This window comes from Tatumella sp. JGM94, assembly GCF_018257595.1.
Taxonomy (GTDB): domain Bacteria; phylum Pseudomonadota; class Gammaproteobacteria; order Enterobacterales; family Enterobacteriaceae; genus Tatumella; species Tatumella punctata.
This window is the reverse complement of the sequence record NZ_JAERJN010000017.1, coordinates 37,356-62,791: the sequence shown is the minus strand read 5'-3', so window position 1 is coordinate 62,791 and position 25,436 is coordinate 37,356. Positions and strand designations below refer to the sequence as shown.

At 48.0% G+C, this 25,436-nt stretch carries 26 protein-coding genes; 11 read left to right on the top strand and 15 right to left on the bottom strand.

What is annotated here, in order from left to right:
* Positions 1-340 precede the first annotated feature (340 nt).
* The 3 genes from JK216_RS12915 to glpX all read left to right on the top strand — a co-directional run bounded on the left by JK216_RS12915 (position 341) and on the right by glpX (position 3,838).
* Positions 341-1,195, top strand: a complete 855-nt coding sequence (locus JK216_RS12915) for an MIP/aquaporin family protein (RefSeq protein WP_212707997.1) — start codon at positions 341-343, stop codon at positions 1,193-1,195.
* Between the two features lie 30 nt (positions 1,196-1,225).
* Positions 1,226-2,743, top strand: coding sequence for a glycerol kinase GlpK (glpK, locus tag JK216_RS12910; protein WP_212707998.1), 1,518 nt, complete (start codon positions 1,226-1,228; stop codon positions 2,741-2,743).
* A 102-nt stretch (positions 2,744-2,845) separates the two neighbouring features.
* The gene (gene glpX / locus JK216_RS12905; protein ID WP_212711762.1) at positions 2,846-3,838 is read left to right on the top strand and encodes a class II fructose-bisphosphatase; all 993 of its coding nucleotides are present in this window, start codon (positions 2,846-2,848) and stop codon (positions 3,836-3,838) included.
* A 7-nt stretch (positions 3,839-3,845) separates the two neighbouring features.
* Here glpX and emrD read toward each other — a convergent pair whose 3' ends face one another.
* Positions 3,846-5,039 (bottom strand): multidrug efflux MFS transporter EmrD, encoded by a 1,194-nt coding sequence (gene emrD / locus JK216_RS12900; protein WP_212708000.1) that lies wholly within the window; start codon positions 5,037-5,039, stop codon positions 3,846-3,848.
* A gap of 296 nt (positions 5,040-5,335) precedes the next feature.
* Between emrD and fpr the strand changes: the two genes are divergently transcribed.
* From fpr to tpiA, 3 genes are all read left to right on the top strand, one after another.
* Entirely contained in the window at positions 5,336-6,082 is a 747-nt protein-coding gene (gene fpr / locus JK216_RS12895) for a ferredoxin--NADP(+) reductase (protein ID WP_212708001.1), read from the top strand.
* 49 nt (positions 6,083-6,131) lie between these two features.
* Positions 6,132-6,716 carry a DUF1454 family protein gene (locus tag JK216_RS12890; RefSeq protein ID WP_212708002.1) on the top strand — a complete coding sequence of 195 codons (585 nt, stop codon included), beginning with the start codon at positions 6,132-6,134 and terminating at the stop codon, positions 6,714-6,716.
* A gap of 120 nt (positions 6,717-6,836) precedes the next feature.
* Positions 6,837-7,607 carry a triose-phosphate isomerase gene (tpiA, locus tag JK216_RS12885; RefSeq protein ID WP_212711780.1) on the top strand — a complete coding sequence of 257 codons (771 nt, stop codon included), beginning with the start codon at positions 6,837-6,839 and terminating at the stop codon, positions 7,605-7,607.
* Between the two features lie 25 nt (positions 7,608-7,632).
* Here tpiA and JK216_RS12880 read toward each other — a convergent pair whose 3' ends face one another.
* The 9 genes from JK216_RS12880 to fimA all read right to left on the bottom strand — a co-directional run bounded on the left by JK216_RS12880 (position 7,633) and on the right by fimA (position 17,410).
* Positions 7,633-8,439: a CDP-diacylglycerol diphosphatase gene (locus JK216_RS12880; protein ID WP_343877932.1), complete on the bottom strand. Its 807-nt coding sequence runs from the start codon at positions 8,437-8,439 to the stop codon at positions 7,633-7,635.
* A gap of 35 nt (positions 8,440-8,474) precedes the next feature.
* The gene (locus JK216_RS12875) at positions 8,475-9,464 is read right to left on the bottom strand and encodes a sulfate ABC transporter substrate-binding protein (RefSeq protein ID WP_212708003.1); all 990 of its coding nucleotides are present in this window, start codon (positions 9,462-9,464) and stop codon (positions 8,475-8,477) included.
* A 146-nt stretch (positions 9,465-9,610) separates the two neighbouring features.
* On the bottom strand, positions 9,611-10,573 hold the full coding sequence (pfkA, locus tag JK216_RS12870; RefSeq protein WP_212708004.1) for a 6-phosphofructokinase: 963 nt from the start codon (positions 10,571-10,573) through the stop codon (positions 9,611-9,613).
* 198 nt (positions 10,574-10,771) lie between these two features.
* Positions 10,772-11,674, bottom strand: coding sequence for a CDF family cation-efflux transporter FieF (gene fieF / locus JK216_RS12865; RefSeq protein ID WP_212711763.1), 903 nt, complete (start codon positions 11,672-11,674; stop codon positions 10,772-10,774).
* 138 nt (positions 11,675-11,812) lie between these two features.
* Positions 11,813-12,346 (bottom strand): fimbrial protein, encoded by a 534-nt coding sequence (locus JK216_RS12860; protein WP_212708006.1) that lies wholly within the window; start codon positions 12,344-12,346, stop codon positions 11,813-11,815.
* 9 nt (positions 12,347-12,355) lie between these two features.
* Positions 12,356-13,237 carry a fimbrial protein gene (locus JK216_RS12855; RefSeq protein WP_212711764.1) on the bottom strand — a complete coding sequence of 294 codons (882 nt, stop codon included), beginning with the start codon at positions 13,235-13,237 and terminating at the stop codon, positions 12,356-12,358.
* A 15-nt stretch (positions 13,238-13,252) separates the two neighbouring features.
* Complete coding sequence (locus tag JK216_RS12850) at positions 13,253-15,859, bottom strand: fimbrial biogenesis usher protein (protein WP_212710606.1); 2,607 nt, start codon at positions 15,857-15,859, stop codon at positions 13,253-13,255.
* 34 nt (positions 15,860-15,893) lie between these two features.
* Positions 15,894-16,544: a fimbria/pilus periplasmic chaperone gene (locus JK216_RS12845; protein WP_249213123.1), complete on the bottom strand. Its 651-nt coding sequence runs from the start codon at positions 16,542-16,544 to the stop codon at positions 15,894-15,896.
* A 287-nt stretch (positions 16,545-16,831) separates the two neighbouring features.
* Positions 16,832-17,410 (bottom strand): type 1 fimbrial major subunit FimA, encoded by a 579-nt coding sequence (gene fimA / locus JK216_RS12840; protein ID WP_212708010.1) that lies wholly within the window; start codon positions 17,408-17,410, stop codon positions 16,832-16,834.
* 429 nt (positions 17,411-17,839) lie between these two features.
* Between fimA and JK216_RS12835 the strand changes: the two genes are divergently transcribed.
* Positions 17,840-18,754, top strand: a complete 915-nt coding sequence (locus tag JK216_RS12835) for a winged helix-turn-helix domain-containing protein (RefSeq protein WP_212711765.1) — start codon at positions 17,840-17,842, stop codon at positions 18,752-18,754.
* Between the two features lie 9 nt (positions 18,755-18,763).
* Entirely contained in the window at positions 18,764-19,237 is a 474-nt protein-coding gene (locus tag JK216_RS12830; RefSeq protein ID WP_212708012.1) for a hypothetical protein, read from the top strand.
* Between the two features lie 298 nt (positions 19,238-19,535).
* Here the strand turns inward: JK216_RS12830 and cpxP are convergent, their stop codons facing one another.
* The gene (gene cpxP, locus JK216_RS12825) at positions 19,536-19,994 is read right to left on the bottom strand and encodes a cell-envelope stress modulator CpxP (protein WP_212708013.1); all 459 of its coding nucleotides are present in this window, start codon (positions 19,992-19,994) and stop codon (positions 19,536-19,538) included.
* 150 nt (positions 19,995-20,144) lie between these two features.
* Here cpxP and cpxR point away from each other — a divergent pair, with 150 nt between their 5' ends.
* The 3 genes from cpxR to trmL are packed head-to-tail and all read left to right on the top strand — an operon-like array spanning position 20,145 to position 22,720.
* Complete coding sequence (cpxR, locus tag JK216_RS12820) at positions 20,145-20,840, top strand: envelope stress response regulator transcription factor CpxR (protein WP_212708014.1); 696 nt, start codon at positions 20,145-20,147, stop codon at positions 20,838-20,840.
* A complete protein-coding gene (gene cpxA / locus JK216_RS12815) occupies positions 20,837-22,213 on the top strand; it encodes an envelope stress sensor histidine kinase CpxA (RefSeq protein ID WP_212711766.1) in 1,377 nt (458 codons plus the stop codon). Before cpxR ends, cpxA begins: the two co-directional genes overlap by 4 nt.
* A gap of 36 nt (positions 22,214-22,249) precedes the next feature.
* On the top strand, positions 22,250-22,720 hold the full coding sequence (trmL, locus tag JK216_RS12810) for a tRNA (uridine(34)/cytosine(34)/5-carboxymethylaminomethyluridine(34)-2'-O)-methyltransferase TrmL (protein WP_212710609.1): 471 nt from the start codon (positions 22,250-22,252) through the stop codon (positions 22,718-22,720).
* A gap of 37 nt (positions 22,721-22,757) precedes the next feature.
* On the opposite strand, the gene cysE is transcribed toward trmL, so the two are convergent.
* From cysE to grxC, 4 genes are all read right to left on the bottom strand, one after another.
* Entirely contained in the window at positions 22,758-23,579 is an 822-nt protein-coding gene (gene cysE, locus JK216_RS12805) for a serine O-acetyltransferase (RefSeq protein WP_212710610.1), read from the bottom strand.
* Positions 23,580-23,656: 77 nt separating this feature from the next.
* Positions 23,657-24,676, bottom strand: coding sequence for an NAD(P)H-dependent glycerol-3-phosphate dehydrogenase (gene gpsA, locus JK216_RS12800; RefSeq protein WP_212708018.1), 1,020 nt, complete (start codon positions 24,674-24,676; stop codon positions 23,657-23,659).
* The gene (secB, locus tag JK216_RS12795; RefSeq protein WP_212708019.1) at positions 24,676-25,134 is read right to left on the bottom strand and encodes a protein-export chaperone SecB; all 459 of its coding nucleotides are present in this window, start codon (positions 25,132-25,134) and stop codon (positions 24,676-24,678) included. The genes gpsA and secB overlap by 1 nt, the downstream gene beginning before the upstream one ends.
* Before the next feature lie 42 nt (positions 25,135-25,176).
* Positions 25,177-25,431 (bottom strand): glutaredoxin 3, encoded by a 255-nt coding sequence (grxC, locus tag JK216_RS12790; protein ID WP_212708020.1) that lies wholly within the window; start codon positions 25,429-25,431, stop codon positions 25,177-25,179.
* Positions 25,432-25,436 lie beyond the last annotated feature (5 nt).

The window sequence follows — 25,436 nt, the reverse complement described above, 5'->3', positions numbered from 1 at the left end:
ACGATAACACGATTGTATGAAGCCTGATCGCGCAAGTCCAGTTACCGGGTAACTTCAGGAGCAGTCTGTAACATTTTTGGCATATATTTTCTATAAAAACCGCCGGACTTGCCTCGTTGCCGTAAAAAATCACGCCGCCACAAGCAATCATCAATGACAATATGGCAACAAAATACGCGATTTCGCTCATTTTATTTGACATGACACGCAAATTTTAAGTTCGGTATTTATCGTTTATGCGCGTTAACGATAAATTTAACCTAACCCTCTAAGAAAGTCGGGTAACTCAGGGAATGGGTACACAACACCGATAAATTTAACCTCGTTTAAGGAATCAATCATGAGTCAAACGACAAGCACGCTCACAGGCCAGTGTATCGCCGAATTCATAGGTACCGGTTTGATTCTTTTTTTTGGTGCCGGCTGCGTTGCCGCGCTGAAAGTCGCCGGAGCCAGCTTTGGGCAATGGGAAATTTGCATCGTCTGGGGCCTGGCAGTTTCAATGGGTGTTTATGTCAGTGCAGGTATTTCCGGAGCACACCTCAATCCGGCAGTCACTGTTGCTTTGTGCCTGTTTGGTCACTTTGAAGGCCGTAAAGTCATTCCCTATATTGTTGCACAGGTTGCCGGTGCATTCTGTGCTGCAGCGTTGGTATACGGATTATACCGCAGCCTGTTTATTGATTTTGAGCAGGCACATCAGATAGTGCGTGGCAGTACCGAAAGTCTCGGGCTTGCAGGGGTCTTTTCTACCTACCCGCATCCGGGTATCAGCGTAGTGCAGGCATTCTTTGTTGAGCTGGTCATTACCGCAGTACTGATGGGAATGATTATGGCGCTGACAGATGATGGTAACGGCTTACCACGTGGCCCGTTAGCCCCTCTGCTGATTGGGTTACTGGTCGCGGTGATTGGCGCGGCAATGGGCCCTCTGACCGGTTTTGCTTTAAACCCGGCACGTGATTTCGGCCCTAAAATGTTTACCGCTCTCGCCGGGTGGGGCGAAATTGCTTTTACCGGAGGAAAAACCATTCCTTACTTTCTGGTACCGATTTTCGGACCACTGATCGGGGCTTGTGTCGGCGCTTTTATTTACCGTAATTGCGTCGGGCGTTATTTACCCTCAAACAACATAACACCGGCCAGCACAGAATCAGAACAGTCACTGTCACGCGCTGAACAGCATAAAGCGTAAACTTAACAACGACTTCACCAGGAACAGATTATGACAAACGCTGAAAATAAATACATTGTTGCCCTGGATCAGGGAACCACCAGTTCACGGGCCGTAGTTATGGATCACGATGCAAATATTATTGCTGTTTCACAACGTGAATTTAGCCAGATTTATCCGAAGACCGGCTGGGTAGAACATGACCCGATGGATATCTGGGCTTCACAGAGTTCGACGCTGATTGAAGTACTGGCACATGCCGATATCCGGTCGGATCAGATTGCAGCTATCGGTATCACTAACCAGCGTGAAACCACGATTGTCTGGGACAAAAAAACCGGAAAACCTGTCTACAATGCCATTGTCTGGCAGGATCCACGTACGGCAGATTACTGTTCAAAACTGAAAAAAGAAGGACTGGAACAGTATATACAGCAAACGACCGGCCTGGTGATCAATCCTTATTTTTCCGGAACCAAAGTGAAATGGATTCTGGATCATGTTGAGGGGGCACGTGAACGCGCAAAACGTGGGGAACTTCTGTTTGGTACTGTAGATACCTGGCTGGTATGGAAGATGACCCAGGGACGTGTACATATCACTGATTTTACCAATGCATCACGTACCATGATGTTCGATATCCATAAGCTACAGTGGGACAACCGTATGCTGGAGATTCTCGATATTCCGCGGGAAATGTTACCGGCAGTGAAGTCCTCTTCAGAAATTTATGGTCAGACCAATATCGGGGGTAAAGGCGGGACCCGCATACCGATCGCCGGGATCGCCGGCGATCAGCAGGCAGCACTGTATGGTCAGCTATGTGTACAGCCCGGGATGGCTAAAAATACCTATGGCACCGGTTGTTTTATGTTAATGAATACCGGTACCGAAGCGGTTACCTCAACCCATGGTTTACTAACGACTATTGCCTGCGGTCCGCGCGGTGAAGTGAACTATGCCCTGGAAGGGGCGGTGTTTATCGGTGGCGCCTCTATTCAGTGGCTGCGGGATGAGATGAAATTATTCTCTGAAGCGCTGGATTCTGAGTATTTTGCAACGAAAGTGAAGGATTCAAATGGTGTGTATATGGTGCCGGCGTTTACCGGCCTCGGTGCCCCGTACTGGGACCCCTATGCCCGCGGCGCTATCTTTGGCCTGACACGCGGCACCAATGCGAACCATATTATCCGGGCAACTCTGGAATCAATTGCCTACCAGACACGTGACGTACTGGAAGCAATGCAAAACGATGCCAGCACACGACTGCAGTCCTTACGGGTAGATGGCGGCGCGGTAGCAAATAACTTCCTGATGCAATTCCAGTCAGATATTCTCGGTGCCAGAGTTGAGCGTCCGCAAGTCCGTGAAGTGACAGCATTAGGCGCTGCCTACCTTGCCGGTCTGGCTGTCGGTTTCTGGAAAGACCTGGACGAAGTTCGAGCTAAGTCAGTCATTGAACGTGAGTTCCGTCCTTCCATCGAAACTACTGAGCGTAACTACCGCTATGCCGGCTGGAAAAAAGCCGTATCCCGAGCCCTGCGCTGGGAAGATGAAAACGAGGAATAACTGAGACTCCGCCCGTAACTGCGTTACGGGCTTTCAGGGTCAATTCAGTCCCCCTGCCCTTGTGCTACACTGATTCCCCTTTTCTTTCTGATAAGACAGATTATGAAACGCGAACTTGCTCTCGAATTTTCACGGGTCACTGAAGCCGCAGCCCTGGCAGGACATGCCTGGCTGGGTCGCGGTGATAAAAACCTTGCTGACGGCGCTGCCGTGAATGCTATGCGGGCGATGCTTAACCGTCTGGATATCCGCGGCCGGATAGTTATTGGTGAAGGTGAGATAGATGAAGCACCGATGTTATACATTGGTGAGCAAGTGGGAAGCGGACAAGGGGAAGAGGTCGATATTGCCGTTGATCCGATAGAAGGCACCCGAATGACGGCAATGGGTCAGTCTAATGCTCTGACCGTTATGGCCGTCGGTAATAAAGACAGTTTTCTCCACGCCCCTGATATGTATATGGAGAAACTGGTGACCGGCCCGGAAGCCAGGGGATGTATCGACCTTAATCTGCCACTGGAGACCAACCTTCAGGCTATTGCCCGCGCACTGAAAAAACCACTTTCAGACCTGACCGTAGCGGTGTTAGCAAAGCCACGGCATGAAACTATCATTACCAGTCTCCATCAGGCCGGGCTTAAAGTATTTGCTTTCCCAGATGGTGATGTTGCTGCCTCAATCCTGACCTGTATGCCGGACAGTGAGGTAGATGTTATGTATGGGATTGGTGGAGCTCCGGAGGGAGTTATTTCGGCGGCGGTGATCTCCGCACTGGGTGGTGATATGCAAAGCCGTCTGCTGCCAAGGCATCAGGTGAAAGGAGATACCCCGGAAAACCGGCGACTGGGTGAGCAGGAACTGGCTCGCTGCAAAGAAATGGGCATTGATACCCACCAGCGCCTGACCCTGCAACATATGGTCAGCGATGATGATATTATTTTTTCTGCGACCGGTATCACTGACGGGGATTTACTGAAAGGGATCACCCGTAAAGGTCATATCGCTACCAGTGAGTCCCTGTTAATTCGCGGAAAAACAGGGACTGTTCGCAGGATCCAGTCAGTACATCGGCTGGCCCCGGACCAGCAGTCCTGATTGCCGGTTACCCGGTCACAATCTGGTGGTCACTTTCGCGATGCCGTGACAGTGACCACCAGCATAACAGCATAATCAGCGCAGTCATAAACATCAGCATCCCCAGGCTGAACTGATCGTTTTGTGGTAAACGTGCTGACAGCCACGCGACAGCGCCGGACCCCAGATTCTGTAATCCGCCAATCAGCGCCCCTGCGCTTCCGGCAACCCAGGCATAGGGTTCCATCGCGCCGGATGTTGCCAGAGGAAACAACATACCAGCCCCAAAGAAATACAGGGATGCCGGGACCAGTAACGTCCAGATATTCATGACATGAAACCAGCCGGGGATCCACATCAGTACTCCTGCTAGCAAACAGCTACCGACACCTATCCACATCAGCCGCTGCCAGTCACCTTCACTACGGCGGACAAACCAGGCACCGAAAAAAGCCGCCGGAATTGGCAGAATAAATAATATACTGACCGTGACACTGTTTAGCCCCAGCACCCCGCCCATCAGTACGCCGCAACTCGCCTCAAACACAGCAATACCGGCCAGTGCTCCAATCAGAATCAGCAGATAGCGGAGAAAAGCACTGTCACGCAATAATAACGAGTAACGGGTTAAAAAAGGTCGCCGGACGATATTATCAGGCCGCGTTTCCGGCAATCGGCGGGCAATAATGGCCGTAACGCCCAGACAAAGGAGCAGCAGAAAAGCAAAACAGGCATGCCAGCCCCAAAACTTTGTCAGTATCGCCCCGATAACCGGAGCCAGCAACGGGCTGACCAGGATCCCCATATTCAGGACACTGTTCGCTTTACGTAGCTGATTTCCCTCATACAAGTCCCTGGGCAACGTCCGGGCCATCACCCCGGCAACCCCGGTTCCCAGGCCCTGAATAGCGCAGCCAATCACCAGCTGACTGATAGAGTGGGCCAGTAATGCCGTCACCGCACCGATGCTGAACACAACCATTCCCCCCAGAATCACTGGCCGGCGACCTATGCTATCAGAGAGTGGTCCATAAAATAGCTGGGATAAACCGTAGGTAATCAGATAAGCGGCCATGATTCCCTGCACACTTCCGGTAGTTACCTGAAGTGAGAAGGCAATGTCACTCATGGCCGGGACATATACGGTCTGGGCCATTTGCCCGACCGCAACCAGCACCACCAACAGCAACATTAATGAGTTATTACTAAGATTCTTTTCCATTTTGACGGTTAATTCTTATCCATGAGGGGTTAACAGTGAAACGGGCCAATAATAATCCAAAAAGCAGCGTAAAATACCACGATTTACGGATAAAAAATGTCTCAGTTACACAGTTTTGCCGGTACCGACTGTCAGCTTTTTTCTCCATTTATGTACATTATTAATGCCAGTCCGTAGCAAATAATGGCAAAGGTTTGTCCATATGAGCTTAACCCGCAGATTAAGGCTGGAAAATCTGCCCGCCGACAGAGATGATGAAGGCTGAACCTAAAGTGAAGTTAACTGAGGAGCAAATAATGGCCGACTGGTGTGAAGGTAAAGTTATCGCGGTAACACACTGGACAGAAGCGCTTTTCAGCCTGAAAGTGAAGGCTCCGGTAAGATCCTTTGTGGCTGGCCAGTTTGCAAAACTGGCGCTGGAGATCAACGGTGAACGGGTACAACGGGCCTATTCTTACGTCAATGCACCCTCAGATGATGAACTGGAGTTCTATCTGGTGACTGTCCCGCAAGGAAAACTAAGCCCGTCCCTGCATCAGTTACAAACCGGAGACTCTCTGTGGGTGACCGCGGACGCCGCCGGTTTTTTTGTCTGTGATGAGCTGCCGGATTGTGAAACTCTGTGGATGCTGTCGACAGGCACCGCGATCGGTCCTTATTTATCGATATTACAACAGGGTACAGGACTGGAGCGTTTCGATAATATCGTGCTGGTTCACGCAGCCCGCTATGCCGCAGATTTAAGTTACCTGCCGCTGATGCAGCAGTTACAACAGCAATTTAATGGGAAACTGCGTATCCAGACCATCGTCAGCCGCGAAGAAAATACTGGCAGCCTGACAGGGAGGATCCCGGCGCTGATTGAGAATGGTGAGCTGGAACAGGCAACCGGACTGACGATATCTGCTGATAACAGTCATATAATGTTATGTGGCAATCCGCAGATGGTCAGGGACACTCAACAGGTATTAAAATCGACACGTCATATGACTAAACACCTGCGCCGTAAACCGGGCCATATCACCAGTGAGCATTACTGGTAATACTGGCCAGACATCAATAAACGCTGGAAATCTATTCAGAGATAGCAGGATGAAAAACAGGATATATCGCTGGTTATACTACTGTATGTCTTTACTGGCAGGACAGGCCGTCTGTGCCACTCCGCCGCCAGTAGCACCGAAGACAGCCCCTTATGTACAACCCGGCGCTCCGGTATTTAGCGATACTATCCCGTTATTTCGCGAAAAATTTAATCTTGCTAATCCGCAGTTGCCTCTTGCCGAATACCGGACCGTCGACACGGGTCAGATACAGAATGTTGTGGTACTGGCAGCCAGCAGAATAAACCGCTCAGTGTATTCTTCTGCCGCACTCGAACCCGGTACCGGAAAAATCAAGACCTTGCAAATCACCTGGGTTCCCCACAGACAGGCGGACGAAAAAGCCTCGCGGGATCTGGCGTTACATTATATGGCGGCGCTGATCCGTTTCTTTTCCCCCCAACTTTCTGAACAAGACAGCACCAAAAAACTGGAATCATTACTCCGGGCCGCAAAAGGGAAAACCACGTATTTTGATGCCGAAGGCGCACTGCGCTATGTGGTTGCAGAACGGGAAGATAAAGGTTTAACTCTGGCAGTAGAACCTGTCAGGCTGATGCTCGATAACTCATGATTTGCTTATGTTTCATGACGAAAAACAAAGCAGTAAGTGCTTTTGAGACTTATAATGTTTCACAGACACTATTGCCTGCCGGCAGTAGTATTCAATGAATCGCGTAACGCGGAGGATATGATGCGACATCCATTAGTTATGGGCAACTGGAAGCTGAATGGTAGTAAACATATGACTGGCGAACTGATTGCTGGTCTGCGTAAAGCATTATCTGGTATTGAAGGTTGTGGTGTGGCAATTGCCCCGCCGGTGATTTATCTCGATCAGGCCAGACATGCAATCTCCGGAAGTCATATTGCTCTCGGCGCGCAAAACGTTGATATCAATCTTTCAGGCGCTTTCACCGGTGAAGTCTCTGCCGATATGCTCAAAGATATCGGTGCAAAATATATTATTATCGGCCACTCAGAGCGTCGTACCTATCATAAAGAAAGTGACGAGCTTATCGCTAAGAAATTTGCAGTATTAAAGCAGGCAGGGCTGACTCCGGTGCTTTGTATCGGTGAAACCGACGCCGAAAATGAAGCCGGTAAAACAGAAGAGGTTTGTGCCCGCCAGATAGATGCTGTGCTTAATACCCTGGGCGCTGAAGCCTTCAGAGATACGGTGATTGCCTATGAACCCGTCTGGGCAATTGGTACCGGAAAATCAGCAACCCCGGCGCAGGCGCAGGCAGTGCATAAATTTATCCGCCAGCATATCGCCAAAAAAGATGCGGCAATCGCCGGGCAAGTCATCATTCAGTACGGCGGATCGGTGAATGATAAGAATGCGGCAGAATTATTTACTCAGCCAGATATCGATGGTGCGCTGGTAGGCGGAGCATCTCTGAAAGCGGATGCTTTTGCTGCTATCGTCAATGCCGCAGCCGCCGCTAAAAAAGCAGGATAATTTCTCATTGCTGAATAACGGCGCATCATGCGCCGTTATTTTTCTTCAGTATTTCACACTGATGATCCTGTAATTCCTCGGCAGAGCCTGTATTCCCTGTCAATAATTGTTTTCTGAGAGCCAGTAATACCAGCTGACCATCGGGTAATTCTGTCAGAGCAAGACCATAATCTCCCATGTGTTCAGCCGCGCCCGGAATTTCCTGTGCGACCCGTATAAATACACTCTGTTGATCCAGTTCCTCTGGTGTCAGCGTCCGGATTAAGTAAGGATGTGACCTCAGGGTATATTGCTGCCAGTGTGATGATAAATCAGGCGTTAATCCTGCCATCTGTCGGGCAATATCCGGACGAAGGCAGGACATATGTATATGTAATTGATTTTGTGTCCGGCCCGAGGCTGAATTGATGGTCATCGCCAGATCGCTGTCTTGCACCGGTGACTGATTTTTTTCTGACAGCAGATGCCGTTCATGCCATGCAAGAGAGAAGAAATTAGCAGTTTGGCTATCAAGCAACCGGGGGCTTTCGATACCTGATATTTTTGCCACTGGCATTAACAGATACTGTAGCGGACCCACCCTGTCTTTAAATAAAACATATCCCGCGGCCAGGTCGACTTTTTCACAGGGTGCCGGACGATGATTCTTTTCCATCTCCGGCACACACTGCTGGCTGACAAACTTCCACAGAACGTCAGAATGATCATGAAGCCGCGGTGCCAGCAAGAAGACCACCAGCAGGATAATAACGCACACCACTGCCAGCCAAAGTTTTACTTTACCTGCAGATACCATAAATCCTTCCATCCCCCTGTTTAACCAGACCTTCATGTTACTTTAATCAGGGGGAAAGTCATCCGGGATAATTATGGTTTCATTATCTGATCGTAGGTGCCACCGTCGCTGAAGTGTGTTTTCTGTGCCGCCGTCCAGCCACCGAATTTATTATCAATAGTAAATAATTTAACCGGTTTAAATTCATTAGCAAATTCCTTAGCTACCGCCGGATCACGCGGGCGATAATAATTTTCCGCCGCGATCTTCTGTCCTTCCGGTGAATACAAATACTTCAGGTAATCTTCAGCGACCTGACGGGTGCCACGCTCATCCACAACTTTATCGACAACGGCGACGGTAGGTTCAGCAAGGATGGACTCACTCGGTGTGATAATTTCAAATTGCTGATCTTTGAGTTTGTTTTTTGCCAGATAAGCTTCATTTTCCCAGGCAATCAGTACATCACCGATACCACGTTCGGCAAAAGTATTGGTCGCGCCACGGGCTCCGGAATCCTGCACAGTAACGTTTTTAAATAACGCTTTGACGAAATCCTGAGCTTTTTGCGGAGAACCGTCGTTATGGTCAAGGGCATAACCCCAGGCAGCAAGATAGTTCCAGCGGGCCCCGCCGGATGTTTTAGGGTTAGGGGTGATCACGGAAACACCTGGCTTGATCAGATCATTCCAGTCATGAATATTTTTGGGGTTTCCTTTACGTACCAGGAACACGATCGTAGAGGTATAGGGGGCAGAATTATCCGGTAATTTCTTGATCCAGCCCGGATTAATCCGTCCGCTGTTAGCAATAGCATCGACATCCGACTCCAGTGCCAGCGTGACCACATCTGCCCGGATGCCGTTAATCACGGAAGTCGCCTGTTTGCCGGAACCACCATGTGACTGACGAATAATCACATTATCACCGGTTTCCTGCTTGTAATGCGCACTAAAGGCTTTGTTATATTGTTCGTAAAATTCTCTGGTCGGATCATAAGAGACATTCAGTAATTGAATATCTTTCGCCAGCGTACTGCCGGATACCATCAGCAAAGCTAATCCAACATGCCACTTTTTCATATTATGCCCCCTGTGTTATAGAGCAACAGGTTGGCATAATCATCAAAATAACTTAAAGAACTAAAAGGTCGTTTTTATATCACAAATGAATAAACGAGAGATCGGGGGAGAGCTGCCGGCAGAACTTCCTCCGGCAGGCAAAGCGGTTAATACAGCCTTTTCGCGGTATCAAGCATGTCACGACGGAACGGACGCTTCATATTTTCTATGGCATCAATAATATCGTGGTGAACCATTTTTTCGTTCTGTACACCGACACAGCGTCCGCCATATCCCTGTAATAACAGATCAATAGCATAGGTCCCCATACGGGATGCGAGTATACGGTCATAAGCACAAGGTGCTCCGCCGCGCTGAATATGTCCCAGCACTGTCGCACGGGTTTCACGGCCGGTCTCTTTTTCGATATACCGTGCCAGTTCGCTGGCATCACAGATAAGTTCAGTAATAGCGACAATCGCGTGTTTCTTACCTTTCGCAATGCCGGCTTTAATTTCCTCGACCAGCTCTTCGCGGGTATAAGGGATTTCCGGTACCACAAAAAACTCACAACCTCCGGCAATAGCTGCCGACAAGGTCAGGTCACCACAGTGCCGGCCCATCACTTCAACAATAGAAATACGCTGGTGAGAAGATGAGGTATCACGTAATCTGTCGATAGCTTCTACCACCGTTTCCAGAGCAGTATGATAACCGATAGTATAATCGGTACCGGCAACATCGTTATCAATGGTTCCCGGCAACCCTATACAGGGAAATCCCATTTCTGTCAGCCGCTTAGCGCCCATATAAGAACCATCACCGCCGATAACCACCAGCGCATCCAGTCCGCGTTTTTTCATATTTTCGATAGCAATTTGCCGGGTAGCCTCTTCACGAAACTCCGGAAAACGGGCAGACCCCAGAAAAGTACCACCGCGGTTAATCATGTCTGAAACACTGTAACGATCCAGACTGACCATCCGGTCTTCATACAGCCCGAGGTAGCCATCATAGATCCCAAAAACTTCCAGTCCCTGGCCTAATCCTGTCCGGACCACACCACGGATAGCCGCATTCATACCAGGGGAGTCTCCGCCGCTGGTTAATACACCGATTTTTTTGATCATGACAACCTCTGGATAGTTTGAAGCTAAGGGTTAATCTTTTCAGTCAACGCGGTCACTGTGTACCGGCGCCTGCAAATAAGAGCTGATCTTGCTTAATAGTATACCAAACGTAGCTGACAGGATTGATTTAGGTCACTCAATACCCGTTGTTGCGCAATCATAACTGTTACAGAAAAAATTTAACATTTGATCTGTAAACTAAAAAATAAATTTTCCCCTTTTCTCCTCTGGGACAGAAGACGAAGGGTCCTGATGGATAATGACATCCGCGGCCGGAAAACAGGCTTTCAGTGCCTCTTCCAGCTGATCGGCCCGCTGATGTGCCATCACTAATGGCAGGTCATCTTTCATCTCTAAATGCAATTGTATAAATTTCGTCGGCCCTGACTGACGGGTTCGCAGATCATGTGCGCCGCAGACCCCCTGCCACTGAGAAACGATGCTGATTATCTGCTGAATTTCCTCATCCGGCAATGCTCTGTCCAGTAAGGCCTGGACGGCTTCATAGCCCATACGTACCGCAGAAATAAGGATGTAAATACCAATCCCGAAAGCGAATAACGCATCCGCTGCCGTAAATCCATACCAGCTGAGCAGCAGTGCAATCAGGATAGCACCATTCATTAATACGTCGGACTGATAGTGAAGCATATCGGCGCGGATCGCCTGACTATGTGTTTTTCTGACGACCCGGCGCTGAAACGTCACCAGTATCAGTGTCGAAACTAAAGCAATCAGCGTGACAATCACTCCGACCAGCGGTGCCCGAAAATTTCCGGGGGTAATAAAATGCTGAATACTGGTCAGGAAAAGAAACAAGGCTGATCCACTGATAAACATACTCTGGGCTAAGGCCGCCAGGGATTCAGCTTTACCATGGCCAAAGGTATGGTCATCATCTGCCGGTTGCAGAGAATAACGGACGACCAGCAGATTCGTCAGTGAAGCCCCGATATCAACTAATGAATCTACCAGCGCAGCCAGCACACTCACAGAACCGGTATACCACCAGGCTATCGTTTTCATGATCAGTAACAGCGAGGCCAGCACGGTAGCCGCAATCGCGGCACGAGTGACCAGCCTGGCATAAGAGGTGTCCATAAGGCTTCCTGAGTTTCTTAACCATCCGCAGAGAATAGCCTAAAGCACTTATTGTGGCGATCAGCGGGCGGGTGAGCAGCAGGAAAGAGAGTTACTCAGGGCAAAGGTATCGATTGCCCTGAGTGGTCAATCACTGGATTAATTATAACTTATAGTAAAGACTGAACTGGCATTGGCCTGCCCGGCTGTAACCTGACTGGCGGTACTGATATAACGGGCATAAAAATGAAAGGTCGCATTACCGCTGGCATCCGCTGTCACAGTCCGTGACGCGTCAGATAACCCCAGACGGCTCATATCATCATTCAGGAGCTCGATGGCAACATTTTTGGCCGTGTCATTCCCTGAATCAATCGCCAGCAGATTACTGCTGCCGTCAGCAATATTTCCGGTAAAAATAATACTGATAGCGACAGCAGGGCAGCCTTCCAGCTGAATTGAGAATGGCTTTTCTGGCGAGACTTTCCCCGCGCTACCATTGAGTGTGGGTGTAGCCCAGCTACCAAGCTCAACAAAAAAGTTCTGACTTCCCGCCGAAGCGGTGCAGGTTTGTTCTGTCACATTACCCCGCAGTACCAAATCGGCACCGGTCGCGAAACAATGACCGGACAAAAAAAGAGAAAGCAATGAGCCGACGGCTATCGCCGGTAAAGATCGTCGTAATGTTTTCATCGCGACATCCTAGTTCCACGAGATATTGAGCAGAGCATGACTGCTGAAGGTGCCGGCAACTGGCTTATTACCGGTGACATTCACCGGGATCGCCTTAATCGGGATACTCGCCTGACCAGTACTGTCCAGTGTGAGTTCATATCCTCCCGATAATGCATTCGGTGTCAGTGGCTGAACGGCAGGATCATTTGCCCCGGCACTGACTAAAAAACCGACATCTTTATTGGAAGAAACCAGCATATTTCCTGAAGCAGAATCCGTGGTCATACGCAGATACGCCAGTCCTGTTGTTGCCGGCGTACAGCTGATATTCAGGGTGCGCTGCTGGACTGTGACGCCTGACGGTTTTCCGCCGGCACCGGCACTGTAAAGGGCTGCCGAGGAAATATCACCAAAATCCATCACACTGTTATTCAGGCTCAGGTCGCAACTTCCGGGCACCGGCGCCGGAGGAACATAACCTCCTGAGCAGACACCGGGAAAGCGGTCGTAGCCTTCAGATGACGATGTCTTCTGATACTGGAACAGGCAGGCTTTAATATTATCACCGAATTGTACCAGCGAACTCGTTCCGGGAACGGTAGTACCGTTCAGACCATTAATAAATGATGCGGCCCTGTCTGACGTATACGATGAAGCTGCACTCTGATCTAAAATCACAAAGTCGACCGGCAGAATGGCTTTCGTCCCCTGCATTCCAATGGCAACACCACACTTTGAAGTCTTACCATAACAGAGCAGTTCCTTAAATGTGACCACAGCAGAGGCATTATTTATAATGATGCCGTTTGGCCCCATAGACCAGGAAAAAGCATCCAGCCTGATTTCACTCATTGCTCCCTGCATCCAAAACAGAGGTAATAAAAAAATTATCCATTTATATCTGAACATAACTTTCTCCTGAATTTATTGGGCACAATTAAAATGACGGCGGATAATCCTTTTCGCCGTATCCTGAGCAGAGAGGGCATATTTAACTGTACAACTTTCATTCTTCGCTGCTCCCCATTTAATAGTTAATTTCCCCTGCTCATTCAGACCATTTAAATAAACCTGGCCGTTATCACTAATAATTCCGGAAGCATCACCTTCGGACTCAGTCACCATAGATCCGAACGGCACCGGAGAACCATTCGGCCGGACAATATTAAACAGAGCCTGATAACCGCGGGTGGCAATAAAGTCAGCCCTGACGATAGCGCCTTGTGTCGGTATAACATTCCGGACGTTATCCTGAATATCGGTATGGTCATCCAGTGAATTAGTATCCAGTGCAATACGGTTATTCCGGTAAGCCGTGGCATATGGCAGATAGGTATAGCCACGCCAGTCGGTTTTTACACCGGTCTGATTCTGTACTTTCACATTATCGGCCCCGGCAGCTTTAATCAGAACATTGGTGGTGCCTAAAGGCTGGCCGAAAGTAATTCCGTTACGGTGAACAATGACCCCGCCGGAGAGTCCGTAATTCAGGCTATGGTATGTACTACTGTAGTTATACCCCAGGTTTGATGTACCGTAGGTTCCCCGGTAACTGGCATTCAGCGCACCTGACGCACCGTTTCGTCCGCTGTGTCCCTGGCTGATACCATAACTCAGATTCCGGTCGGCCAGAGCAGTACCGCTTAACCCGGTATTCCAGACTGTGCCGCCTTCAGTACTATGGTTAGCACTGAACGTAGCGAACATACTGTCAATCGGCCGGGCTTTATACGAGTTCCCTGCACTGAACAGTGATAACGGTACCGAGAGATTGAATGACAGCATCCGTTCACTGGTGTTCATATCCCGAACCTGGTTATAAGACCAGGCGACCGTATAAGAAATACCTCTCCAGCCAGAGGTATATCCGGCCTGATAATAACGGTCTTTAGACCCTGTGTTCCAATAGGTCTGTTCCGAGCCGGTAACATACAAAGACCCATAATCACCCAGCCGCTGAGTAATATTTAACTGAAGATTCCCTTTTCGGGTATTCCTGAGGTTGTAGTACCCGGAAAGCACATTTGTTTTCCCATCCGGATTATCAATCATTGAAGAATAATCGTAACCTGACATATATTTATAGGCCGAATCACTCAGAGTATAAAAACCCCGTGTGGAATACCGGTAACCTAATAACTGGACTGTGGTCCCGAAAGTCTCCAGAGATTTGGCATATAAAAAACGCAGTGACTGACCACTTTTTTTACTGCCATCGCTCAGCGTGGTATCTGACTGGGTAAAGTCAAATGACGTCGCTCCCCATTCACCGATATTAATACCCAGACCCAGTGCATAGGATTTATAATGATTACTCATCTGGCTTCCGCCATACAGAGTATACCCGTCAGATAATCCATAGAGCAGCGTTGCCTGGCTATAGAAAGGATTATCCTGATCATTAATTCCGCTACGGAAACGGCCAATGACTACATCATATTTCGCCCGGCCTTCTCGTTGTAATACCGGAACCGTCGAATATGGCTGTACATATTTTTGTATTGACCCGTCTTTTTCTTCTACCGTGACCTCAAGGTTACCGTTGGTCATCTGCGGGTTAATATCCGTCAGCTCAAAAGGCCCCGGGGGGACATACGTCTGATAAACAATATACCCGTTCTGTCTGACAACAACCCTGGCGTTCGTCTTCGCTACTCCGCGCACTGTCGGTGCATAGCCTTGCATTGAGTCAGGGTACATGCTGTCTGATGAATAGAGCCTGATACCGCGGAATGAATTACTGTCAAAAACGTCATTCCCCGAAGTACTGTCACCAGCCACAAACTGCCCTTTGAGAGGGATTACATCCCGTTCAAGGTAAGTGTTGATATTGTTCCATTGGGAAGTACTCCCACTGGATGATGTGTTACGGCTCCATGAACCATTATTTCTCAGGCGCCATGCTCCGAGGTTAGCCCCGCTGGTCAGGCTAAGAAAATAGGAGTCCCCGTAAGAGCTGTGATCACCGCTAAAATTATAATTAAACAGCAGGGCATTGATCCCTTCATCCCATTCATCGGGAGGGATATAACCTCGTTCTGTCCCTTTAAGAAAAGCCTGAGGAACATTAACATTCAGTCTGAGTTTTTTAACATCAAACTCCGTTGATGCCGAAGGTATAACATTGGTAATAAAAAGACATTGCTTCCCTGCATTATCTTTTTTCAGTGCTTCTTCATTAAAAAGTACACCGAACTTTACTAACCATGCTTCATTCAGACAAGGCAGTAAACCTTTCTTTTCTTTTTCATTATCAGTCTTCGACTTATCCGCATAGACAAAATTAATATCGCGGGTAGCGACAAAATTATCATTCAGATAAACATCAACAGTATAGGTTCCCGGAGGTACAGAAGACCCGGAGTCAATAAATCGGGTAATATCAGCAACTGCACTGGCATCATCACCCAGGAATTGCGTATTAAAGTAAGCTTCCGCATGACTGAATAATGGTGTTGCCAGTAACATGGCTGTAATGATATTTAACCCAGGCGTTTTTATCTTCGTCTGTTTGCTTTTTATTCTTTTCATTATCAATGCTCTGGATATCAGTCATCGGATACTATTATTTTCCGGGTGTTACTGTTGTCACTGGAGACACAGCACCAAAATCACTAATTGCACTAAATCTCAGCTCACCGGTCACTCCGCCCGGAATTTTCACTACTGTTTTATCCATCGGAGAGGCCATAATGGCATCGAGTTTTTTTCCACCAAGAGAGACATTAACCATGTTAACGAAGTAAGGTGTCGGATTACTGATAATCATCTGGTTACCCTGCAGGGTATAACTTATTTTTCCCGGAGCCTGAGAAGAAGCCATAGTGAGTGTCGATGGACGAACAAACAGTTTTATCCTGGTCAGGATAGCCAGCTGTAATACATTCTTCCCGTCAACACTGTCTTTACTGACTTCAGGGATTGCTTTCACATTCAGCCAGTAAACAGATTCTCTGTCTTTCGGCAGACTATCATTAACATTTATTATTCTTATTGTATTTTCACTTTTTGTATCAATCACGAATAGTGGCGGCGTGATAATAAAATCAGATGTTTTTTTCTCATTTTTATCCTCAACCCATGACTGGACCAGATAGCGGCTTTTTTGATCGCTATTCAAAATAGCCAATGAAGTCTGCTTATCTGATTGATCATAAATCACCCGCGTGGCACCTAATGAGACCCCGCCAGCAGCCAGAGAGGCAGCGGGTAACATTGCGCTAAACAGTAGTGCACCAAAAATTCCTTTTAATATACTCCTTACCCCATGGTTTTTAACATTAATATTCATTACTTATTTCCTTTATGGGAGGTTATGAAAAATATTTAAGACACTGGTATTCCCGGGGATGTTTTAAGATCACCGGATCCCGGGAACCTACAGTGGTTAATATTATCCGGGCAGAATAGCGCGACTCTCTATTGCCCGGACAATCGTCTGACGAGACTTCAGTTATCAGCGACTAACTGCACAGTTTTACTGATATGAAGTACGGTTCAGAATTAGTTATACTGCATGGTAAATACAGCATCTGCGTTTGCCTGGCCTGGTGTTGGCGTAGCAGAAGTCGCTTTATAACGTGCAGCAAAGTTCAGGGTGTTAGTACCATCGATTAAGCTATGGCCTTTACTGAAGGTTGACCCGTCCGGTGTCATCACTGAGGAATCCTCATCCAGAATCTGAATACCGACACCCGTCGCAGTTGCATCGTTACTGCTGGAGTTGATGGCCAGTAAGGTGGCATCAGTTCCGGTAGTCTGTCCGGAGAAAGCAACACGGGCAGTTTTAGCCACTGTTGTATCACAGTCATTCAGGACAATTTTAAACGGAATAGTTGCGCTGGTATCACCGATACTCTGGAATGATGCCGTACGGTATTGTCCCAGGTTTACAATCTGATCTGCTGATTCAGTGCTGACAGCACAGGCTGCGTTCACCAGACTTCCGTTAAAGTGAACCACACCACCTTGTACTGTTGTTGTGGTATCTGCCGGAGTCGGGTCGTCTTCGGCATGAACACCTGCAGCGGCCAGAAGAGAAGCTGAAGTCAGCATTGCTAAGATAATTTTATTTAATTTCATTATATAAGTTCCTGGTGCTCTTTAATAAAAGAGAATTAATATTCATTTGCAGTCATCACAAGATAAACTGAATTAACACTAAGATAACAATTACCCTGCTGATTGCTTTATACCTGACATCAAAGCTCTATCCATTTAACCCACTAAATATTCAGACGCGCTGAATCATTAGATGATGAAACATTTTCCAATTAACTAAGTAAAATTAAACTAAGTAGTAATGCTTATCTTCTGATGTCGGAGCAAATAATAAATTAGGATTTTTTCATAATATAATCAAATCTTATCACTTTTTAATAAATGATATAAAACCAATACTAAACAATGAGTTACAATTTAAATTGAGATGTGAAATGCCATCAATTGATGGAATAGGAATTTTACGTTAGACTTAATCCTCGAAAAAAAAATTACGCAATGGCAGCACACATGAAAAAACATGCTCGTTATTATTTCATTGCTAACAAAATAATTTACGATAGTAGTCTTCACACTGTCAGCAATCCGGAAAAGACAATAAGTAATCGTCTGCTGACTTCTGCATCGGCCTGTTTAATCTGCCTGCTTCAGGAAAAAGGAAAAATTGTCAGCAGAAAAACACTGATGCACACCGGATGGGAAAAACATGGTTTCATTGTTACAACCAACACTCTGAATCAAAATGTACTGCTGATTAGAAAAGCTCTTTCTCAGATCACCGACCAACAGGTTCTGAAAACAGTGTTCAGACAGGGCATCACAATACCCGACGAATTCAGCGTAATCTCGTTTGATACCCCTGAGTCTCTGGAAGAATATATCAATAATTATTATAAGACAGGCCAGCAAGAGATAACCTCCGAGCGATTACCTGCTGATGATGATTCGGTTCAGTCTCCTCCGGAAATCAATATAACAGCAGAGACTCAGTCACCGGCCAGTGAGCCGATTGAAAGTGAATATAGTGAAGTAAATGAAAAAAGTTCAGATAAAAAAAGATCAATAAAAAGATATTTTTTGATTAACATCATTTTAATCCCTTTAATATTAATTGTGGTTTTTTTCGGGGCGATGCTGAAAATGGTGGATTACTATAAAAACTTAAGTTCTGGTGATTATCAGCCACTGGTCGACTATCGAAAAGTAGCGACAGTAAACGGCCTTTCTGTATATCTTAACAGTGATAAGTGCCCGGCGGATTATGCGTTGCCTTTCCTGGAACAGCACGCCCATGACTTCGATAACATTCCGGCAAGGAACATCTATTTTAGTTGTGAGAGAAATATAAAACGATCTTCGGTGCTGCTTTGCGATAACGATGCCAGAGATCCGACCGCTGACTGCTCTTCCTTTTACTATTTATAAGAAGGCATAATGAATACTAAAATATTGTCAATTGGCGTGGCTATCCTGTTAATCACATTATCAGGTACTTTTTATATTATAAGAACCAATAATGCCGGCGACCGTACGATTAACTGTACCGGACAGATTACAGTTTCGAAACAGAGCAGTAAGCTGACCATGAATGTACTCTTCCTGATTGATGACCGTGTGAGTACCGTTTATCTGCGTGGTATCCTGAATAAAGATGGCAAAACATATGTGCTGAACCGCAGCATCTATGCCCGTATAACCTCAAAAAACAACCACTATCGCTTTATTACGGAAAAAATTTCTAATGCCCAGGAGCTTCCGGAAAGTGCCGGGCCTCTTGCTGACGTCCTGCCCAAATACCTGCAATCGGTTAACTCACCACAGGACTTTTTCATTTACAGACTTAATCCGTCCCGATATGTCTTCACTAATGGCTATATTCCGTCGCTCTATTGCAAAAAGCTTACCTGATATAAATACCACAGACTGTACCCCACCCGTGCCCGTTTCAGGTGATACCACGATCGGTGCAGGTAGGGCTGCAGTTAATCAGGCATAACAGATAATAATGGCAGTCACAGACTATTATGCGATTATTCACTGACCATCGAATATCCGCGGCAGAGAGAGCAGACCGGACGTACAAGAAAATGAAGACAAAAAAAACCCCCTCATTACTGAGGGGGGAAGACAGGGATGGTGTCTATGGCAAGGAAAAAAGGGATACTACATACTGTTGGTACTGCTTTACGGTAATCAGCATCGCTGCTTACGGTAACTGGCTTACGCTACGTATATTGTTCATACGTAACTCAAAATTCTTCTGTAACTCTGCCTGCTGTTCCGCAGTCAGCAGGTTATACATCTGATGGCGTACTCTTGCCATCGCTACCTGCTCGTTTATCTCGGCCATCTTCTCAGCCTGCGCACGGACTGCAGGTTCATTAAAATCTCTGGCTGTTTCAAGTTTGTGCATCAGTTCAATATCAGAAACAGTAATTCCTGACCTGGCCTGCCGCGCCTGATACATCAGATCGCGCATTTGCTGACGCTGTTGTTCCGATAATTCGATACCATCAAACATATGATTTTGCGAATTGTGCGCCATACTCTCTGAGGTCACTGGTAATTGCTGTTCCATTTTATCTTTCATCATTCCGTCACATTTTGCAGTAGCCTGACCAGCAAAGACCAGTGACGAAAGTGCGACGATGATAAGATGGCGCATCCTTGACTCCGGGAGTGTTTAGCGTTTATCGATTCAACGGGAACCAGTGTAATCCCGTAGCTGCAAACATCCGTCAGGGGGTGTAAAACTACGTAAAGTGACAACCGGATAACCATGGAACACGGTATTTTTCCTGCGGAGGAAAACATAATGAATAAAATATTGCTGGTTGATGATGATCGGGAACTGACATCTTTATTGAAAGAATTGCTGGAGATGGAAGGCTTTGAGATCATCGTGGCAGATGATGGTGAACAGGCATTATCTTTACTGGATAGTTCCGTTGACCTGCTGCTGCTAGATGTCATGATGCCGAAGAAAAATGGTATCGACACACTGAAAGAGTTACGTCAGCAGCATCAGACACCGGTTATTATGCTGACAGCCCGCGGCAGTGAGCTCGACAGAGTGCTCGGCCTGGAACTGGGTGCCGATGACTACCTGCCAAAACCGTTTAATGATCGCGAACTGGTTGCCAGAATACGTGCCATTTTGCGTCGTTCTAACTGGAGCGAGCAACAACATACAGAGACAAGCTCTTCTTCACTACAGGTCGACCATCTTAAACTTAATCCCGGGCGTCAGGAAGCCAGCTTTGATAATCAAGTCCTGGACCTGACCGGTACCGAGTTTACGCTTTTGTACCTGCTGGCACAGCACCTGGGACAGGTCGTCTCCAGAGAACATCTCAGTCAGGAAGTATTGGGGAAACGACTCACTCCTTTTGACCGGGCCATTGATATGCATATCTCAAATTTGCGCCGTAAGCTGCCTGAACGGCATGATGGTCACCCCTGGTTTAAAACCCTGCGAGGCAGAGGCTACCTGATGGTTTCAGCCTCATGATAAGCAGTTTAACCACCCGCATCTTTGCTATTTTCTGGCTTACGCTGGCCTTAGTATTGATGCTGGTATTAATGGTACCAAAGCTCGACTCCCGGCAGATGACATCATTACTGGAAAGTGAACAGCGCCAGGGCGTAATGATCGAACAGCATGTGGAGGCCGAGCTGGCGCAGGACCCACCCAATGACCTGATGTGGTGGCGCAGATTATATCGGGCTATCGATAAATGGGCCCCTCCCGGCCAGCATTTACTGCTGGTAACTTCAGAGGGAAGAGTCATTGGCGCACGCCATAATGAAATGCAGATTATCCGTAACTTTATCGGACAATCTGATAATGCCGATCATCCGCAAAAGAAAACCTATGGCCGAATCGAAATGATTGGCCCGTTCGCGGTTGCTGACGGTGAAGACAACTACCAGCTGTATATGGTCCGTCCGGCCACCAGCTCACAGCTGGACTTTATTAATCTGTTATTTGACCGGCCTTTATTACTGCTGATTGTGACTATGCTGATTAGCTCTCCCTTATTATTATGGCTGGCATGGAGTCTGGCAAAACCAGCCCGTAAGCTGAAGCAAGCTGCTGATGAAGTCGCCGCAGGTAACTTAAGGCAGCATCCGGAGCTTGAGTCAGGACCACAGGAATTTCTGGCCGCCGGGGCAAGTTTTAACCAAATGGTCAGTGCGCTGGAACGGATGATGACAGCCCAGCAACGGCTACTGTCAGATATCAGTCATGAGCTGCGCACCCCCCTCACTCGCTTACAACTGGCAACGGCCTTACTGCGCAGGCGTTCGGGCGAAAGTAAAGAGCTCGGCAGAATAGAGATGGAAGCCCAGCGACTGGACGGTATGATCAATGACTTATTAGTACTGTCACGGACTCAGCATAATAACGCCCTGGTCAGTGAAGCGATGAAAGCGAACCACCTGTGGAATGGTGTGCTGGAAGATGCCAAATTTGAAGCCGAACAGATGGGAAAAAAAATGGAGGTTCCTTATCCGCCCGGTCCCTGGCCTTTATACGGTAACCCCCATGCACTGGAAAGCGCGCTGGAAAATATTATCCGTAATGCACTGCGTTATTCCCATACCCACATCATCGTCAGTTTCTCTGTAGACCGGGAAGGTATCACTATTCATGTGGATGATGATGGTCCGGGCGTGAGTCCGGAAGACCGGGAACAAATTTTCCGGCCGTTTTATCGTACTGATGAAGCGCGCGACAGGGAATCCGGCGGAACCGGACTCGGGCTGGCGATTGTTGATACGGCATTACAGCAGCATCATGGCCGGGTGAAAGCCGATGACAGCCCGCTGGGTGGCTTACGCCTGACTATCTGGCTTCCGTTATACTCTGCACGTCAATAATTTGATATTCTGCGGCTCTCGTCAGCGGGAGCCCTTATGATTAATATCGTTTTGTTTGAACCAGAAATTCCACCGAATACGGGTAATATTATTCGGCTATGTGCCAACACCGGATTCGCTTTACACCTGATTGAGCCCCTTGGGTTTACCTGGGATGATAAGCGCCTGCGGCGGGCAGGACTCGACTATCATGAGTTCACAGCAATTCGCCGCCATGCCAGCTATCAGGCATTTATCGATAGTGAACAACCTGCACGCCTGTTTGCGCTCACCACAAAAGGCACACCGGCACACAGTGCTGTTTCATGGCAGGCGGGTGATTACCTGATGTTCGGACCGGAAAGTCGTGGTCTGCCGGCAGAAATACTCGACAGCTTACCCGCCATGCAGAAAATACGTATTCCTATGGTGCCTCAGAGCCGCAGTATGAACCTGTCCAACTCAGTCGCGGTAGTCATCTATGAGGCGTGGCGCCAGCTGGATTACGCCGGAGCCTTAGTAAAATAGAACAATCACGGGGGAATCTTCTCCCCCGGTATTTTACTCAGATCCCGTCGCCAAATTCGAATCCGGCCACCGTACCATTAAAATGCTGGTCCATATCCATTGCCGGTTTCTCACTGGCCGGACGACCAACAATACGCGCAGGTACACCGGCGACAGTCGTATGCGGAGGAACGGGTTGTAACACAACCGATCCCGCGCCTATTTTCGCGCCACGGCCAACTTCAATGTTACCTAAAACTTTCGCGCCGGCACCAATCATCACACCTTCACGGATCTTCGGATGACGATCACCGCAGGTTTTACCGGTTCCCCCAAGAGTCACCGATTGCAGAATCGAAACATCATTTTCGATCACTGCAGTTTCCCCGACCACGATCCCGGTTGCATGGTCGAGCATAATCCCGCAGCCAATAGTCGCCGCCGGATGAATATCAACCCCGAATGAAACTGAAATCTCATTCTGCAGATATACCGCCAGAGAACGACGGCCTTCTCTCCACAACCAGTTACCAATACGATAGGCCTGTAAGGCATGAAAACCTTTCAGGTACAGCAGAGGAATTGAATACTTGTCCACTGCAGGATCCCGCTGACTGACCGCGGCAATATCGCGGGCAGCCGACAGGATCATCGACGGGTCTTTACGGTATGCTTCTTCAACGATTTCACGGATAGCAATTGCCGGCATAATCGGGTTGGCCAGTTTGTTGGCCAGCATATAGCTCAGCGCACTGCCGAGATCGTCATGTTTCAGTAATGTCGCGTGAAAAAAACTGGCCAGCATGGGTTCACCTTCCGCCAGACTCCTGGCTTCTGAAATAATACTTTCCCAGATTTGCGCTAACTCTTCAGACGACATGACTGCACTCCCGATAAAAAAGCGCCCCGTAAGGCGCTTATATAAGCTTAATGGCTGGCAACATAAAACACCTCTGTTCAGAGGGCTTCTTTTTCATCTTTTCTTTCACGGCCAAGCAGAGACAAGGCAGCATCCCTGGCCGGTTTTCCACAATAAAGGACCTGGAAGATTTGTTCTGTGATTGGCATTTCAACACCAGCCCTGGCCGCCAGTGCCCTCACTTCTTTCGTATTACGGTAGCCTTCGACGACTTGTCCGATACTTGCTTCAGCCGCACTGACGCTATTCCCCTTGCCCAGCAACATACCAAAGCGCCGGTTGCGGGACTGATTATCGGTACAGGTCAGCACGAGATCACCCAGTCCTGCCATTCCCATAAAAGTCGAGGGATCCGCACCCAGCGCAGCACCCAGTCGGCTCATTTCGGCAAGCCCGCGGGTTATCAGTGCGGTTCTGGCATTAGCACCGAAGCCAATACCATCAGAGATCCCGGCACCAATCGCAATGACATTTTTCACCGCGCCACCTAACTGAACTCCGGTCAGGTCATGATTGCTGTAAACCCGAAAGCTTTTTCCGCAATGCAACTTTTGCTGTAAATCCTTAGAAAACTGCGGATCAGTCGACGCCAGGGCAATCGCCGTCGGCATACCTGACGCCAGCTCTTTGGCAAATGTCGGCCCGGAAATAACCGCCAGCGGGATAGAAGGACCAAGGATTTCTCTGGCAACATCCTGCAATAAACGGCCGGTCTCCCGCTCCAGCCCTTTCGTTGCCCAGACCAGACGTGAATCAGACTCCAGACAAGGCTGTATTTGTGCCAGAACGTCACCAAATACATGGCTGGGTACCACGACCAGGATATCCTGGCTGGCGGCAATAGCCTGTGCCAGAGAGGACTCAATCACCAGATTATCGGGAAATACGACATCAGGAAGAAATTCAGTGTTACAGCGATCAGCCTGCAGCCGTTCAAGATGCTGAAGATTATGCCCCCATAAAACGACCGGATGGCCATTACGCGCCAGCGTAATGGCCAGAGCGGTGCCGTAAGAACCGGCACCGATAACACTGACAGAATTGCTGCGGTTACTCATCAGGCTTCCTGCGGAGCACTACCTTCCTGTTCCTGCAGGTAGTTCATAAATAATGCATCAAAGTTCACCGGAGCCAGGTTCAGCTGCGGGAAGGTTCCGCGGGAAACCAGACCAGAAATACACTCACGTGCATAAGGGAACAGGATATTCGGGCAGTAAGCTCCCAGACAATGGGCCATCTGAGTCCCTTCAATGCCGGAAATCGTAAAGATCCCTGCCTGCTGGACTTCGCACAGAAACGCGGTATCTTCACCCACGGTCGCTGTCACAGTGACACGTAAAACGACTTCATAAATACCGTCAGCCAGCTGTGAGGATGCTGTATCCAGATCCAGTTTCACTTCAGGTTCCCACTCTTTCTGGAAAACCTGAGGAGCATTAGGCGCTTCAAAAGAAATATCTTTTGTATAAACACGTTGGATCTGGAACGTCATTTCGCTGTTATTTTGTTCTGACATGGTACTTGGTCCTGTTAAGTTGAAATTTGTTTCACCTGAAACTCAGGCTTGCAATAAAGGGTCCAGACCGTGTTCTGCCTCAAGGGCATACAGGTCATCGCAACCACCAATATGTTTTCCGTCAATAAAAATTTGAGGTACCGTGCTGCGGCCACTGCGCTCTATCATCCCCGCACGCTTTTCGGCATCGCCATCAATAGCAATCTCATTAAACGCTGCGCCTTTTTTCTCTAACAGTGCTTTTGCACGATGGCAAAACGGGCAGGTCTGCTTAGTGTAAATATCAATTACTGGCATTGTCA

Coding starts and splice junctions, on each gene's coding strand:
- JK216_RS12915 (WP_212707997.1), top strand. CDS start 341: ATGAGTCAAACGACAAGCACGCTCACAGGCCAGTGTATCGCCGAATTC.
- glpK (WP_212707998.1), top strand. CDS start 1,226: ATGACAAACGCTGAAAATAAATACATTGTTGCCCTGGATCAGGGAACC.
- glpX (WP_212711762.1), top strand. CDS start 2,846: ATGAAACGCGAACTTGCTCTCGAATTTTCACGGGTCACTGAAGCCGCA.
- emrD (WP_212708000.1), bottom strand. CDS start 5,039: ATGGAAAAGAATCTTAGTAATAACTCATTAATGTTGCTGTTGGTGGTG.
- fpr (WP_212708001.1), top strand. CDS start 5,336: ATGGCCGACTGGTGTGAAGGTAAAGTTATCGCGGTAACACACTGGACA.
- JK216_RS12890 (WP_212708002.1), top strand. CDS start 6,132: ATGAAAAACAGGATATATCGCTGGTTATACTACTGTATGTCTTTACTG.
- tpiA (WP_212711780.1), top strand. CDS start 6,837: ATGCGACATCCATTAGTTATGGGCAACTGGAAGCTGAATGGTAGTAAA.
- JK216_RS12880 (WP_343877932.1), bottom strand. CDS start 8,439: ATGAAGGTCTGGTTAAACAGGGGGATGGAAGGATTTATGGTATCTGCA.
- JK216_RS12875 (WP_212708003.1), bottom strand. CDS start 9,464: ATGAAAAAGTGGCATGTTGGATTAGCTTTGCTGATGGTATCCGGCAGT.
- pfkA (WP_212708004.1), bottom strand. CDS start 10,573: ATGATCAAAAAAATCGGTGTATTAACCAGCGGCGGAGACTCCCCTGGT.
- fieF (WP_212711763.1), bottom strand. CDS start 11,674: ATGGACACCTCTTATGCCAGGCTGGTCACTCGTGCCGCGATTGCGGCT.
- JK216_RS12860 (WP_212708006.1), bottom strand. CDS start 12,346: ATGAAAACATTACGACGATCTTTACCGGCGATAGCCGTCGGCTCATTG.
- JK216_RS12855 (WP_212711764.1), bottom strand. CDS start 13,237: ATGTTCAGATATAAATGGATAATTTTTTTATTACCTCTGTTTTGGATG.
- JK216_RS12850 (WP_212710606.1), bottom strand. CDS start 15,859: ATGAAAAGAATAAAAAGCAAACAGACGAAGATAAAAACGCCTGGGTTA.
- JK216_RS12845 (WP_249213123.1), bottom strand. CDS start 16,544: ATGTTACCCGCTGCCTCTCTGGCTGCTGGCGGGGTCTCATTAGGTGCC.
- fimA (WP_212708010.1), bottom strand. CDS start 17,410: ATGAAATTAAATAAAATTATCTTAGCAATGCTGACTTCAGCTTCTCTT.
- JK216_RS12835 (WP_212711765.1), top strand. CDS start 17,840: ATGAAAAAACATGCTCGTTATTATTTCATTGCTAACAAAATAATTTAC.
- JK216_RS12830 (WP_212708012.1), top strand. CDS start 18,764: ATGAATACTAAAATATTGTCAATTGGCGTGGCTATCCTGTTAATCACA.
- cpxP (WP_212708013.1), bottom strand. CDS start 19,994: ATGCGCCATCTTATCATCGTCGCACTTTCGTCACTGGTCTTTGCTGGT.
- cpxR (WP_212708014.1), top strand. CDS start 20,145: ATGAATAAAATATTGCTGGTTGATGATGATCGGGAACTGACATCTTTA.
- cpxA (WP_212711766.1), top strand. CDS start 20,837: ATGATAAGCAGTTTAACCACCCGCATCTTTGCTATTTTCTGGCTTACG.
- trmL (WP_212710609.1), top strand. CDS start 22,250: ATGATTAATATCGTTTTGTTTGAACCAGAAATTCCACCGAATACGGGT.
- cysE (WP_212710610.1), bottom strand. CDS start 23,579: ATGTCGTCTGAAGAGTTAGCGCAAATCTGGGAAAGTATTATTTCAGAA.
- gpsA (WP_212708018.1), bottom strand. CDS start 24,676: ATGAGTAACCGCAGCAATTCTGTCAGTGTTATCGGTGCCGGTTCTTAC.
- secB (WP_212708019.1), bottom strand. CDS start 25,134: ATGTCAGAACAAAATAACAGCGAAATGACGTTCCAGATCCAACGTGTT.
- grxC (WP_212708020.1), bottom strand. CDS start 25,431: ATGCCAGTAATTGATATTTACACTAAGCAGACCTGCCCGTTTTGCCAT.